Here is a 13531-nt window from a genome sequence, read left to right as displayed (position 1 = left end):
CCACACCATCAGTGCGAACGGATCATCGTGCCGTAGGCCTGGTCGGTCAGGATCTCCAGCAGCATGGCGTGCGGCACCCGGCCATCGACGATGTGCACGGCATTCACGCCGCTCTTGGCAGCATCGAGCGCGCCAGCGATCTTGGGCAGCATGCCGCCGCTGATCGTGCCATCGGCCACCAGTTCGTCGATCTGGCGGGAAGTCAGATCGGTCAGCAGGTTGCCGGCCTTGTCCAGCACACCGCGGATGTTGGTCAGCAGCAGCAGCTTCTCGGCCTTGAGCACCTCGGCCAGCTTGGAGGCCACCAGGTCGGCGTTGATGTTGTAGCTCTCGTTCTTCTCGCCAAAGCCGATCGGGCTGATGACGGGAATGAAGGCGTCGTCCTGCAGGGCCTTCACCACACTGGGATCGATCGAGACGATTTCGCCGACCTGGCCCACGTCGTGGGTCTTGCTCGGGTCGTCCTTGTCGGCCAAGCGCATCTGGCGGGCGCGGATCATCGCGCCATCTCGGCCGGTCAGGCCCACGGCCTTGCCGCCCACGGCGTTGATCAGGCCCACGATGTCCTGCTGCACCTCGCCGGCCAGCACCCATTCGACCACGTCCATGGTCTCGGGGTCGGTCACGCGCATGCCCTGCACGAAGGTGCCCTTCTTGCCGATCTTGGCCAGCGCGGCGTCGATCTGCGGGCCACCGCCGTGCACGACGATGGGGTTCATGCCCACCAGCTTGAGCAGCACCACGTCCTCGGCAAAATCCTGCTGCAACGCAGGATCGGTCATGGCGTTGCCGCCGTACTTGATGACCAGCGTCTTGCCGTGGAACTTGCGGATGTAAGGCAGGGCCTGGGCCAGGATCTCGGCCTTGTCGCGGGGCTGGATGGCGTCCAGGGAAGAGGGCTCGGGCGCGTCGTTGCTCATGGTGGCAGGGCCGGTGGCGGCGTCAGACAACAGGGGGTGGCGATGCCGTCCGGCGGCCCGCGGCGGCAGCCGCGGCGCCCGGGAATCCGGACAGCCAGGGCATTGTAGGCACGGGGCCGTCGGGCTTGCTGGTACCCTCGTCCGCTCACCCTTGTCAGCGCCCGCCCGCGGTGGCGCGTTGAATGTACCGAAGGAGATTCGCCATGTTCCAGACACCCCGCCGCCTGCGCCTGTGGACCGCTGCCCTGCTGGCCGGCCTGTCCCTGAGCGCCCTGGCCGCCGAAGGCGAGGTCCGCAAGATCAACGCCGCCCAGGCCAAGATCACCATCAAGTCCGGCCCCATCGCCAACCTGGACATGCCGCCCATGACCATGGTCTTCAAGGCCACGCCGCCCAGCCTGCTCAACGGCCTGGCCGAGGGCGACAAGGTGAGCTTCGAGGCCGCCCAGGTCGACGGACAGTACGTGGTCACCGCCATTCGCAAGCTGCCTTGACGGCAGGCTCTTGATCCCGGCCGGGCAATGGGTTCACCATGCGGCATCCCATCCAAGGAGATGCAGGCATGACCGACCCATCCGCGAACGCTGAGACCGGCTCCTCGCAGACCGCCGAGGATCCCCACCTGCGCGCCACGCTGCGCCAATCGGCCCAGGAGATCTGGCTGGCCGGGCTGGGCGCCTTCGCCAAGGCCCAGTCCGAGGGCAACAAGGTCTTCGACGCCCTGGTCAAGGAAGGCGAGCACCTGCAGAGCAAGGTGCAGACCCCGCTGGAGCAGCTCAGCGCCAAGGCCGAGGCCCTGGCCGACAAGGCCGGCCGACCCTGGGAACGCCTGGAAACCGCCCTGGACACGCGCAGCCAGCTGTGGCTGGAACGCCTGGGCCTGCCTTCATCGGCGGCCTGGGTGGCGCTGCAGGCCGAGGTGGGCCGACTGCGCCAGGAGGTGGATGCCCTGAAGAAGGCCGCCCGCCCCGCCCGCAAGAGCCGGGCGGCTCAGGCCTCGGGCGCGGCACCCGCCCGCAAGCGCAGCCGGCCGGCCGTGGCCACCAAGGCCGCGCCACCCGACGAAGCCACCTGAAGTCGCTCCGCCGGCGGCTCGCGCACTCGCCCTCAGCCCAGATAGCGGGCTTCCAGATGGGCCTTGAAGTGGGCCGGGTTCAGCGGCTCACCGCTGATCCGCTCGGTCAGTTCGCGGGTGGTCCAGCGGCTGCCCTGCTGCCAGATGGACTGCTTGAGCCAGTCGAACACCGGCGCCAGCTCGCCGCGGGCGATGCGCTCGTCCACGTCCGGCATGGCGCGCCGCAGGGCCGCAAACCACTGCGCCGCGTACATGGCCCCCAACGAGTAGCAGGGGAAGTAGCCGAACAGACCTTCGGGCCAGTGCACGTCCTGCATCGGGCCATCCTGGTAGTTGCCGCGGGTGTCGATGCCCAGCAGCTCGCGCATGCCCGCGTCCCACAGCGCCGGGATGTCCTCGGCCTGGGCCGTGCCGTCGATCAGGGCTTGCTCGATGTCGAAGCGCAGCAGGATGTGGGCCGGGTAGGTCACCTCGTCGGCCTCCACGCGGATCCGCCCGGGCTGCACCCGGGTCATCAGGCGCTGCAGATTCGCCGGCTCGAAGGCGGGTTGGGCCCCGAAGGCCTGGGCCAGCATGGGGGCCAGCAGGGCGGCGAAGCCCGGGTGCGAGCCCAGTTGCATTTCAAAGAACAGGCTCTGGCTTTCGTGCAGGGCCATGGAGCGCGCCAGCGCCACCGGCTGGCCCAGCCATTCGCGCGGCAGGTTCTGCTCGTAGCGGCCGTGGCCGGTCTCGTGCACCGTGCCCATCAGGGCCGAGAGGAAGTCCGCCTCGTTGAAGCGGGTGGTCATGCGCACGTCCTCCGGCACACCGCCGGTGAAGGGATGGGCGCTGACATCAAGCCGACCGGCGTTGAAGTCGAAGCCCAGCAGGTGCATGACCTGTTCGCTCAGGCGGCGCTGGGCCTCCACGGGAAAGGGGCCGCGGGCCTCGATCAGCGGCGGCTGGGCGGCCTGGCGCGCCACCGCCGCCTGGATCAGGCCCGGCAGCCATTGCCGCACCTCGTCAAAGACCTTCTTCACCCCGGCGCGGGTCATGCCGGGCTCGTACTGGTCCAGCAGCGCGTCGTAGGGCGACAGGCCACTGCGCTCGGCCAGCAGGCGGGCTTCCTCGCGCGCCACGGCCAGCACCGGGCGGAAGTTCTCCAGGAAGCCGGCCCAGTCATTGGCCGGGCGCTGCTGGCGCCAGGCCTGGCCACAACGGGACACGGCCAGCGAGCGGCGTTCGACCAGGGCCGCCGGCAGGGCGGTGGCCAGTTGCCAGTCGCGCTGCATCTCGCGCAGATTGGCCCGCGCCCAGTCGTCCAGCGGCTCCTGCGCCGCCTGAGCCAGCAGCGGCCCGATCGCCTCGTCGGTGCGCTGGCGGTGCAGCAGCCCGGCCAGTTCGGTCAGGGCCGCCGTGCGGGCGTCGTTGCCGCCGGGCGGCATGAAGGCGGCCTGGTCCCAGTGGGCCAGGGACTGCAGGTGGGCCAGCCGGTGCAGGCGGCCATGGCGCTCGGTCAGCGCGTCGTAGGCAGGGTGAGCTTGTGACATCCGGGCATTGTGGCGCCCGTCCCCCGGTGGCGGGAGGGGGTTCCCTCCAAGGGGGGATGCCAAGGCCGCCCGGGGAGCACTCAGGGCTGCCAGGTTCCCGGAAACCAGCCCAGCAAGGCCAGTGTCATCACCACATAGCGCAGGAACTTGCCCACCAGCATGTAGCCCACACAGGGCCAGAAGGACAGACGCAGCCAGCCGGCCAGCGCGCACAGCGGGTCACCCACGATGGGCAGCCAGCTGACCAGGCAGGCCCGCGGGCCGAAGCGTTGCAACCATTGCAGCAGGCGCAACTCCCGGGGCGGGCGGTGGCGCAGGTGCTCGTAGGCCCGCTCGGCCCCGTAGCCCGTCCACCAGGTGATGGCGCCACCGGCGGTGTTGCCCAGCGTGGCCACCACGATGGCCGGCCACAGCAGTTCGGGGTTGAGCTTGACCAGGCCGAACAGCACCGCCTCCGACCCCATCGGCAGCAGGGTGGCCGACAGCAGGGCCACCAGGAACAGGGTGCTCAGGCCGAACTCCGGCAGGGCCAGCCAGGACAGCAGGGTGTGCATCCAGGAATCCATGGCGTGATTGTGGCCCGCCTCGCCCCCACGCAGCGGGCCCCGGGGTCGCCGGGCGGCCGGCAGCGGGAGGTCTATAATCCTGCCTCCTTTTTAAGCAATTCCCCACCTCCTCCTCCCATGCGCATCGGCCCCCATGAGCTGCCGAACCAGCTGTTCGTTGCCCCGATGGCCGGGGTGACGGACCGGCCGTTCCGCACGCTGTGCAAGCGCCTGGGGGCCGGCTATGCGGTCAGCGAGATGGTCACCTCGCGCAGGGACCTGTGGAATTCGCTCAAGACCTCGCGCCGGGCCGACCACACCGGCGAGACCGCGCCGATCGCGGTGCAGATCGCCGGCACCGAGCCGGGCATGATGGGTGAGGCCGCCGCCTACAACATCGACCGCGGCGCCCAGATCATCGACATCAACATGGGCTGCCCGGCCAAGAAGGTCTGCAACAAGTGGGCGGGCTCGGCCCTGATGCGCGATGAGCCGGGCGCCATCGCCATCGTTGAGGCGGTGGTGGCCGCCTGCGCCCCGCGCGGCGTGCCCGTGACGCTGAAGATGCGCACCGGCTGGTGCGACACCGAGCGCAATGCCGTGGCCCTGGCGCGCGCCGCCGAGGCCGCCGGCGTGGCCATGGTGACGGTGCATGGCCGCACCCGCGAGCAGGGCTACAAGGGCCTGGCCGAATATGACACCGTGGCCGCGGTGAAGGCCGCGCTGGGCATCCCGGTGGTGGCCAATGGCGACATCGACTCGCCCGAGAAGGCCCGCGCCGTGCTGCAGGCCACCGGCGCCGATGCGGTGATGATCGGCCGCGCGGCCCAGGGCCGGCCCTGGATCTTCCGCGAGATCGCCCACTTCCTGACCACCGGCACCCACCTGCCCCCGCCCGAGACGCGCGAGGTGCAGGCCTGGCTGACCGAGCACCTGCGCGACCACTATGCGCTCTACGGCGAGGACGCGGGCGTGCGCAGCGCGCGCAAGCACATCGGCTGGGCGGTGCGCGCCCTGCCCGGCGGCGAGGCCTTCCGCGCCGCCATGAACACCCTGGACGACTGCGAGGCCCAGCTGCGCGCGGTCACCACCTTTTTCGAGGCCCTGGCCGACACCCACCGGCTGCTGCCCTCGACCCCACCGGCTGCCAACCAGGACGCGCTTGCACAACAAGCCTGACGCCGCGCGGTCGCGACCGCCGGCCTGGAGGCCGCCCCATTGCCTGACCCATGAGCAAGAACAACGACATCGACGCCTGCGTCCGTGAGACGCTGGACCAGTACTTCAAGGACCTGCGCGGCGCCGAGCCGCATTCGCTGCACGACATGGTCATCCGCACGGTCGAGAAGCCGCTGCTGGAAGTCGTGATGCAACAGGCCGACGGCAACCAGAGCAAGGCCGCCGAGTGGCTGGGCATCAACCGCAACACCTTGCGCCGCAAGCTCGTCGAGCACAAGCTGATCAAGTGAGCCGCTGACCCGCCGCCTCGCCCTCCCCTTTTCTTCCATCCAAACGCACACCACCATGGCCCTCACCGCCCTGCTCTCGGTCTCCGACAAGACCGGCATCGTCGAATTCGCCCAGGCCCTGCACGGCCACGGCATCCGCCTGCTGTCCACCGGCGGCACCGCCAAGCTGCTGGCCCAGGCCGGCCTGCCGGTGACCGAGGTCAGCGAGATCACCGGCTTCCCGGAGATGCTCGACGGCCGCGTCAAGACCCTGCACCCGCGCGTGCACGGCGGCCTGCTGGCCCGCCGCGATGTGCCCGAGCACATGGCCGCGCTCAAGGAGCACGGCATCGGCACCATCGACCTGCTGATCATCAACCTCTACCCCTTCGCCCAGGCCACCGCCAAGGCCGACTGCACCTTCGAGGACGCGATCGAGAACATCGACATCGGCGGCCCCGCCATGCTGCGCGCCGCGGCCAAGAACTGGCAGGACGTGGGCGTGGTGATCGACCCGACCGACTACCCGCAGGTGCTGGCCGAACTGGCCGATTCGAAGGGCAGCGCCCTGACCCGCAAGACCAAGTTCATGCTGGCCAAGAAGGTGTTCTCGCACACCGCCGCCTACGACGGCATGATCAGCAACTACCTGACCTCGCTGGAGGCCGGTTCGGAAGAGAAGACCGCCGAGGTTCCGAAGCGCGAGGAATACCCCGCCGTCTTCAACCTGCAGCTGCACAAGGTACAGGGCATGCGCTACGGCGAGAACCCACACCAGAGCGCCGCCTTCTACAAGGAAGCCAAGGTCGCCGAGGGCCTGCTGGCCGGCTGGACCCAGATCCAGGGCAAGGAGCTGTCCTTCAACAACATCGCCGACGCCGATGCTGCCTGGGAATGCGTCAAGGCCTTCGACGTGCCGGCCTGCGTGATCGTCAAGCATGCCAACCCCTGCGGCGTGGCCGTGGGCGCCACGCTGCTGGAAGCCTATGAGAAGGCCCTGAAGACCGACCCGACCAGTGCCTTCGGCGGCATCATCGCCTTCAACCGCCCGCTGGACGCCGACGTGGTCGAGAAGATCAATGCGAACAAGCACTTCGTCGAAGTGGCGATCGCCCCGGTCATCACGCCGGCCGCCCGCGCCGCCTACGCCAGCAAGGTCAATGTGCGCCTGCTCGAAGTGCCGGTGAGCCGTGCCGTCAACGCGCTGGACATGAAGCGCGTGGGCGGCGGCATGCTGCTGCAGTCGGCCGACAACATCGACGTGGTCGGCGAACTGAAGGTGGTCACCAAGCTGCAGCCTACCGCCCAGCAGATGGAAGACCTGAAGTTCGCCTGGACCGTGGCGCGCTTCGTCAAGTCCAACGCCATCGTGTTCTGCAAGGACGGCATGACCTTCGGCGTCGGCGCCGGCCAGATGAGCCGCCTGGATTCGGCCCGCATCGCCAGCATCAAGGCCCAGGCCGCCGGCCTGAGCCTGTCGGGCACGGCCGTGGCCAGCGACGCCTTCTTCCCGTTCCGCGACGGCCTGGACGTGGTGGTGGACGCCGGCGCGACCTGCGTCATCCACCCGGGTGGCTCGATGCGCGACGAGGAAGTGATCGCCGCCGCCGACGAACGCGGCATCGCGATGGTGCTGACGGGCACCCGCCACTTCCGCCATTGAGCGTCCGCGTTTGATCTCCCGCCCAGGGCGCACGCCGCCCTGCGCTGCAGCCCGGCCCCGCGCCGGGCTTTTTCATGTCCGCCGGCCCACCATCACCCAGCGATTAACATGCCCGCCATGACCCGCGTGATCGGCATCGACCCTGGCCTGCAGTGCACCGGCTTCGGCGTCGTCCAGAAGGACGGCAGCCAGCTGCAGTACGTGGCCAGCGGCACCATCCGCACCACCAGCGGCATCACGCTGGGCGATCTGCCCGGCCGGCTGAAGATGATCTTCGAGGGCGTGCAGGAGGTGGTGCGGCGCTACGAGCCCGACCAGGCCTCCTGCGAGATCGTCTTCGTCAACGTGAACCCGCAGAGCACGCTGTTGCTGGGCCAGGCCCGGGGCGCGGCCATCACCGCCCTGGCCACCTGCGGCCTGCCGGTCAACGAGTACACCGCGCTCCAGATGAAGAAGTCGGTGGTGGGGCACGGCCATGCGCGCAAGGACCAGATCCAGGAGATGGTCAAACGCCTCCTGAACCTGCCCGGCCTGCCCAGCAAGGACGCGGCCGACGCGCTGGGCCTGGCCATCACCCATGTGCACGCCGGTGGCTCCTTCGCCGCCATGGCCCAGGCCACCACCCTGAACCGCCGCACCCACGCCCAGTTCAAGGGCGGGCGGACTTACTGATCCGCCGAACCGCCCTGTGCGGCCCGCCACAGCCGCCAGGACTGCAGCACCGGTGCCAGGCTGGCCAGGACCAGCACCGTCACGGCCAGCGGCAGCAGGGCCGCTGAACGGGGCATGGCCCCAGCCAGCACCGCCAGCACGGCGGCGGCACCGACGAACAGCCGTCCTGCCCAGCGGTGGGTCTGGTCCCACACCTGCTCGCTGCTGAGCGTCCAGGGGGTGCGGACGCCCACGAAGAAGTTGGACCGCAACTTGCCCATCACATTGCCGATGCCGGCCATCAACGCAGCCAGGGCCCAGACCGGCCATTGCGGCACGGGCCCGATCCAGCCGAGGGCCTGCAGCACGATGAAAACCTGCATGCCGGCCAGGAAGCCCAGCAAAGTGAGCCAGATCGCATCCAGCGCCCGCGCGGACTGCCGCAGGTGTTCGCCACGCGGATCGAGATGCGGCAGCCCCAGGCGCAGGCCGTAGAGCAACAGCGCCAGCGCGGGCAGGCACAGCAGACCCGGCAGGGGCGCAGCCCACCCATCGGCCTGGCCGTCCAGCCCGAAGTGGAGGGCACCTGCGTGTCAGCCGGCAGGCGGGTCCAGGCCCAGACGCCCAGTGCGGCATTGCCCAACAACAGGCCCTGCTGAGCGTGCCGTGCCAGGGTCTCAGCCATGGGGAGCCTCGCCGCGCCGGTGGGCCAGGCCGAACAGGTCGCCAAAGCTCAACAAGGCTTCTTCCAACACCGACAGGTTGAGCCGGTAGGTGATGCTGGTGCCGGACTTGGTGGAGGTCACCAGCTCAGCGTCACGCAGCACCTGGAAGTGGGCGGACAAGGTGGACTTGCCCAGGGTGAAGCGGTCGGCCAATTCACCGGCAGTCATGTCACGCTCGCGCAGCAGCTGCAGGATGCGGCGCCGCGTCGGGTCGCTCAGGGCTTTGAAGATCTTGTCCATATTCGCAATTTCGCCAATGACAGAATAAATGTCAAGTGCGCCCGGAAGACGATGCGTCGACACATGAAAAAGCCCGGCCACGGAGCACTCCGTGACCGGGCCGGCAGGTCGGCTCAGCGTGGGCTCAGGACGGCTCGGCTGCGCTGGCGGGGGCTTCGGCGCTCAGTGGTGTGCCCCGCTCCTCGCCGCCCAGGGCCTTGTACAGGCTCAGGCGGTTGAGCAGCTCGCCCAGGCGCACCTGCACCAGGGCCTGCTCGGCACTGGCCAGCGAGCGCTCGATGTCCAGGTAGTCCAGCTGGCTGGCCGCCCCCACGTCGTACTTCAGCTTGGTCAGGCGGTAGCGCTCGCGCTCGGCTTCCAGCAGGCCGCTCTGGGCCTGCACCTGGGCCCGCCATTGCGCCTGGCCCTGCAGCGCGGTGGCCGCCTCGCTGAAGGCGGTCTGCACCGCCTTCTCGTACTGGGCCACGGCGATGTCACGATTGACCTCGGCCACCTTCACATTGGCCTGGCGGCGGCCTGCGTCGAAGATGCTCAGCAGCACGGAGCCACTGATCGTGGAGGCGGTGATGCCGTCGTGGATCAGGCCGGACAGGCTGTCGCTGGCCACCCCGTAGCTGCCGCTGAGGGTGATGGCCGGGAACAGGGCCGCGCGCGCTGCGCCGATGTTGGCGTTGGCCGCCACCAGGCTTTGCTCGGCCTGCATCAGGTCCGGGCGACCCAGCAGCAGGTCGGAAGAGGCAAAGGCCGGCACGTCGGCCAGCCAATGGGCGTCGGTGGCCGCCATCGAGCCGGGCAGCAGCTCAGGCGGCAGGGACTCGCCGACCAGCAGGTTCAGCGCGTTCAGATCGGCATCGCGCTGGCGCTGCAACTGAGCCACCGTGGCGCGGGCCTGGGCCGAGAGGGTCTGCACGCCGCGCAGGTCCAGCTCGGAAGCCGCCCCCACATCGGCCTGCAGACGGACCAGGCGCAGGGTTTCGTCACGCGTGGCCAGCGTGCGCTGGGCCAGGCGCAGCTGTTCCTCGTCGGCCGCCAGCGTCAGCCAGGCGGTGGCGGTGGCCGTCACCAGCGAGAGCCGGGCCGAGCGGGCCGCCGCCGCATTGCTGAGCAGGGTGGCGCTGGCGGCATCGCTGTTGTTGCGCAGCCGGCCGAACAGGTCCAGCTCGTAGGACGCCAGCTGCAAGCCCCCGGTGAAGGTGTTGGTCTCGTTGCCGCTGCTGTTGGGTGCGCGCTGGCCGGTCACGCCCACGCTCAGTGCTGGCCAGCGGTCGGCATCGGTGATGCGCAGCTGGGCCCGGCTGCGCTCCACGTTCAGCACCGCCACCCGCAGGTCGCGGCTCTGGGCCAGTGCACGGTTGAGCACCTGGCGCAGACGCTCGTCACGGACCAGTTCACGCCAACCCGGCAGGGCCGCCGGGGCAGCGGCTGAGGCCTCCGGCAGCGCCGCCGGCACCGGCAGCGCCGGGCGCTGGTAGTCCGGCGCCAGGTTCAGGCAACCCGCCAGGCCCAGGCTCAGGGCCAGCGGGGTCAGGGTCATCGTCAGACGCCGGATCATCAGCGGTCCTCCTCGCCGGGCAGCATGCCGCCCACGGCGTTTTCAGTCTTCTCCGAAGAGATCATCGTGTTGTGGCCGCTGACGTGGCCGCCCTTGAAGAGGCGGCGGATCACCACATAGAACACCGGCACCATGAACACGGCCAGCACCGTGGCCGTGATCATGCCGCCCATCACGCCCGTGCCGATCGCCCGCTGGCTGGCCGAGCCGGCACCACTGGAAATGGCCAGCGGCAGCACGCCCAGGATGAAGGCGAAGGAGGTCATGATGATCGGACGGAAGCGCAGGTGACAGGCTTCCAGCGTGGCCTTGAGCAGGCTCTTGCCCTCGGCCTGCAGGTCCTTGGCGAACTCGATGATCAGGATGGCGTTCTTCGCGGACAGGCCGATGATGGTGATCAGGCCGACCTTGAAGTACACGTCGTTGGGCATGCCCCGCAGCCAGACACCGCACAGCGAGCCCAGCACGCCCAGCGGCACCACCAGCAGCACCGCCACCGGAATGCTCCAGCTCTCGTACAGCGCGGCCAGGCACAGGAACACGGCCAGCATCGAGAAGGCCATCAGGTAGATGGCTTGCGAGCCGGAGAGCTTCTCCTCACGCGACTGGCCTGTCCACTCGAAGCCGAAGCCCGGCGGCAGCTGGCTGGCCAGCTTCTCCATCTCGTTCATCGCATCGCCGGTCGAATAGCCCGGCGCGGCGTCACCGGCGATCTTCATCGCCGGGTAGCCGTTGTAGCGGATGGTCTGGATCGGACCGTTGACCCAGCGGGTCGAGGCGAACGCGGACAGCGGCACCTGCTGGCCCTTGCTGTTGGGCACGTAGAGCTTGAGGATGTCCTCCGGCGTCATGCGGGTCGCGGCCTCGGCCTGCACCACCACCCGCTGCAGACGACCCGCGTTGGGGAAGTCGTTCACGTAGGTGGAGCCCAGCGCCGTGGACAGCACCGAGCCCACTGTGCTGAAGGACACGCCCAGGGCGGCCGCACGCTCACGGTCGATGTCCAGCTGCAGCTGCGGCGCGTCTTCCAGGCCGTCCGGCCGCACGCCGGCCAGCACCTTGCTCTGCATGGCCATGCCCAGCATCTGGTTGCGCGCGGCCAGCAGGGCCTCATGACCCTGGCCGGAGCGGTCCTGCAGGCGGAAGCTGAAGCCGGTGGCCGTGCCCAGCTCGGGGATGGGCGGCGGGCTGAGCGGGAAGATGAAGGCATCGCGGATGCCCATCAGCGCCCCGAAGGCCCGGCCGGCCAGGGCCTGGGCCGAGTGCTCAGCCCCCTTGCGCTCATCCCAGGGCTTGAGTGGCACGAAGGCCAGGGCCGCGTTCTGGCCGGAGCCGGCGAACGAGAAACCCAGCACCCCCACCACCTTGTCCACCTCGGGCTGATGCAGGAAGAACTGCTCCACCTGGCCCACCACGGCCGAGGTGCGGGTCTGCGAAGCCCCCGGCGGCAGCTGGATGTTGACGATCAGGTAACCCTGGTCCTCGTTGGGCAGGAAGGAGGTCGGCAGCTTGGTGTACAGGAAGCCGACCGCACCGACGATGGCGGCGTAGATCACCAGGTAGCGGCCGGCACGCGGCAGCACCCGGGCCACCAGGCCTTCATAGCCCTTGGCGGTGCGCTTGAAGCGGCGGTTGAACCAGCCGAAGAAGCCCTTCTTCTCGTGGTGGTCCTCGGACACGGGCCTGAGCAGCGTTGCGCACAGGGCGGGCGTCAGGGTCAGGGCCAGGAAGGCGGAGAACAGGATGGACACCGCCATCGACAGCGAGAACTGGCGGTAGATGTTGCCCACCGAGCCGCTGAAGAAGGCCATGGGCAGGAACACCGAGACCAGCACCACGGTGATGCCGATGATGGCGCCGGTGATCTGCCCCATGGCCTTGATCGTCGCGTCATGCGGCGACAGGCCCTCCTCGGCCATGATGCGCTCGACGTTCTCGACCACCACGATGGCATCGTCCACCAGGATGCCGATGGCCAGCACCATGCCGAACAGCGTCAGCACGTTGATCGAGAAACCCAGCGCCAGCATCACCGAGAAGGTGCCCGTCAGCGCCACCGGCACCACGATGGTCGGAATCAGCGTGTAGCGGATGTTCTGCAGGAACACCAGCATCACGATGAACACCAGCGCGATGGCCTCGACCAGGGTCTTGACGACCTCCTCGATCGAGATCTTCACGAACTTGGAGCTGTCGTAGGGGATGTCGTAGCTCACCCCTTCCGGCATGTACTTCTGCAGCTCGGCCATGCGCCGCTTGATCGCGGTGGCCGTGGCCAGCGCATTGCCGCCTGGCGACTGCTGGATGCCGATGCCCGAGGCCGTCACGCCGTTCAGGCGCGAGGAGCTGGTGTAGGCCTGACCGCCGACCTCAATGCGGGCGACGTCCTTCAGGCGCACCGTGGAGCCGTCGGTGTTGGCCCGCACTATGATCTTGCCGAAGTCCTCGACCGTGTGGAGCTGGCCGTTGACGTTGATCGTCGCGTAGATCGTCTGGCCCTTGTCCGCGGGCAGCGCGCCGATGCTGCCGGCCGAGACCTGCAGGTTCTGCGCGGCGATGGCCGCATTGACGTCGGCCGTCGACAGGCCGTAGCCCACCAACTTGGCCGGGTCGACCCAGATGCGCATCGAACGCTCGGTGCCGAACAGCTGGGCCTGGCCCACGCCGGGGATGCGCAGCAGCTCCGGCTGGATGTTCCGCGCCGCGTAGTCACCCAGGGCCACGGGATCGTAGGCCGGGTTCTTCGACGTCATCATCACGAACAGCAGGAAGTTCGAGCGCGCCTTGTCGATGCGCACGCCCTGCTGCGTCACGGCCGCAGGCAGCCGTGGCGTGGCCCGGCTCAGCCGGTTCTGCACCTCGATCTGGGCGATGGAGACATCGGTGCCCGGCTCAAAGGTGACGGTGATGGAGCCGGCGCCGTTGGCGTCGGCGCTGGACTCCATGTAGATCAGGCCGGGTGCGCCGTTGAGCTCCTGCTCGATGACGGACAGCACGCTGTCTTCCAGCACCTGGGCGGAGGCGCCCGGATAGGCCGTGGTGATGACGATGGAGGGAGGTGCCACCGTCGGGTACTGGGCCACAGGCAGCCGGGTGATGGCCGCCGCCCCGATCACGACGATGAACAGCGCGATGACCCACGCGAAGATGGGCCGGTCGATGAAGAAACGGGATCGCATGCGA

General features: G+C 69.1%; 13 protein-coding genes. 6 read left to right on the top strand and 7 right to left on the bottom strand.

The genetic code is table 11. The features are described 5' to 3' along the window. Positions 1-8: 8 nt before the first annotated feature. Positions 9-920, bottom strand: a complete 912-nt coding sequence (gene argB, locus M0L44_RS03045) for an acetylglutamate kinase (protein ID WP_252768145.1) — start codon at positions 918-920, stop codon at positions 9-11. Positions 921-1123: 203 nt separating this feature from the next. Between argB and M0L44_RS03040 the strand changes: the two genes are divergently transcribed. Then, a complete protein-coding gene (locus tag M0L44_RS03040) occupies positions 1124-1414 on the top strand; it encodes a copper-binding protein (RefSeq protein ID WP_252768144.1) in 291 nt (96 codons plus the stop codon). A 68-nt stretch (positions 1415-1482) separates the two neighbouring features. Then, positions 1483-1995 (top strand): phasin family protein, encoded by a 513-nt coding sequence (locus M0L44_RS03035; protein ID WP_252768143.1) that lies wholly within the window; start codon positions 1483-1485, stop codon positions 1993-1995. 32 nt (positions 1996-2027) lie between these two features. Here M0L44_RS03035 and M0L44_RS03030 read toward each other — a convergent pair whose 3' ends face one another. Then, positions 2028-3524 (bottom strand): carboxypeptidase M32, encoded by a 1497-nt coding sequence (locus M0L44_RS03030; protein WP_252768142.1) that lies wholly within the window; start codon positions 3522-3524, stop codon positions 2028-2030. An 80-nt stretch (positions 3525-3604) separates the two neighbouring features. Beyond that, positions 3605-4090: a YqaA family protein gene (locus M0L44_RS03025; RefSeq protein ID WP_252768141.1), complete on the bottom strand. Its 486-nt coding sequence runs from the start codon at positions 4088-4090 to the stop codon at positions 3605-3607. A gap of 117 nt (positions 4091-4207) precedes the next feature. Here M0L44_RS03025 and dusB point away from each other — a divergent pair, with 117 nt between their 5' ends. From dusB to ruvC, 4 genes are all read left to right on the top strand, one after another. After that, entirely contained in the window at positions 4208-5248 is a 1041-nt protein-coding gene (dusB, locus tag M0L44_RS03020) for a tRNA dihydrouridine synthase DusB (protein WP_252768140.1), read from the top strand. Between the two features lie 50 nt (positions 5249-5298). Continuing rightward, the gene (locus M0L44_RS03015) at positions 5299-5538 is read left to right on the top strand and encodes a Fis family transcriptional regulator (RefSeq protein WP_022981057.1); all 240 of its coding nucleotides are present in this window, start codon (positions 5299-5301) and stop codon (positions 5536-5538) included. 55 nt (positions 5539-5593) lie between these two features. Further along, positions 5594-7180, top strand: a complete 1587-nt coding sequence (gene purH / locus M0L44_RS03010) for a bifunctional phosphoribosylaminoimidazolecarboxamide formyltransferase/IMP cyclohydrolase (RefSeq protein WP_252768139.1) — start codon at positions 5594-5596, stop codon at positions 7178-7180. A gap of 117 nt (positions 7181-7297) precedes the next feature. Next, the gene (ruvC, locus tag M0L44_RS03005; protein ID WP_252768138.1) at positions 7298-7852 is read left to right on the top strand and encodes a crossover junction endodeoxyribonuclease RuvC; all 555 of its coding nucleotides are present in this window, start codon (positions 7298-7300) and stop codon (positions 7850-7852) included. Here ruvC and M0L44_RS03000 read toward each other — a convergent pair. The 4 genes from M0L44_RS03000 to M0L44_RS02985 all read right to left on the bottom strand — a co-directional run bounded on the left by M0L44_RS03000 (position 7846) and on the right by M0L44_RS02985 (position 13527). Then, positions 7846-8331, bottom strand: a complete 486-nt coding sequence (locus M0L44_RS03000) for an SdpI family protein (RefSeq protein ID WP_252768137.1) — start codon at positions 8329-8331, stop codon at positions 7846-7848. The two genes, ruvC and M0L44_RS03000, sit on opposite strands and share 7 nt — an antisense overlap. A gap of 177 nt (positions 8332-8508) precedes the next feature. Then, entirely contained in the window at positions 8509-8796 is a 288-nt protein-coding gene (locus tag M0L44_RS02995) for an autorepressor SdpR family transcription factor (RefSeq protein ID WP_252768136.1), read from the bottom strand. Between the two features lie 124 nt (positions 8797-8920). Then, the gene (locus M0L44_RS02990) at positions 8921-10348 is read right to left on the bottom strand and encodes an efflux transporter outer membrane subunit (RefSeq protein ID WP_252768135.1); all 1428 of its coding nucleotides are present in this window, start codon (positions 10346-10348) and stop codon (positions 8921-8923) included. Beyond that, positions 10348-13527, bottom strand: a complete 3180-nt coding sequence (locus tag M0L44_RS02985; protein WP_252768134.1) for an efflux RND transporter permease subunit — start codon at positions 13525-13527, stop codon at positions 10348-10350. The genes M0L44_RS02990 and M0L44_RS02985 overlap by 1 nt, the downstream gene beginning before the upstream one ends. Positions 13528-13531: the final 4 nt, after the last annotated feature.

Origin of the sequence: Ideonella oryzae, from assembly GCF_024055665.1 — a bacterium.
GTDB lineage: Bacteria > Pseudomonadota > Gammaproteobacteria > Burkholderiales > Burkholderiaceae_C > Ideonella > Ideonella oryzae.
Note: the sequence above shows the minus strand (reverse complement) of the source record. Positions and strands in the feature narration are given on the sequence as shown.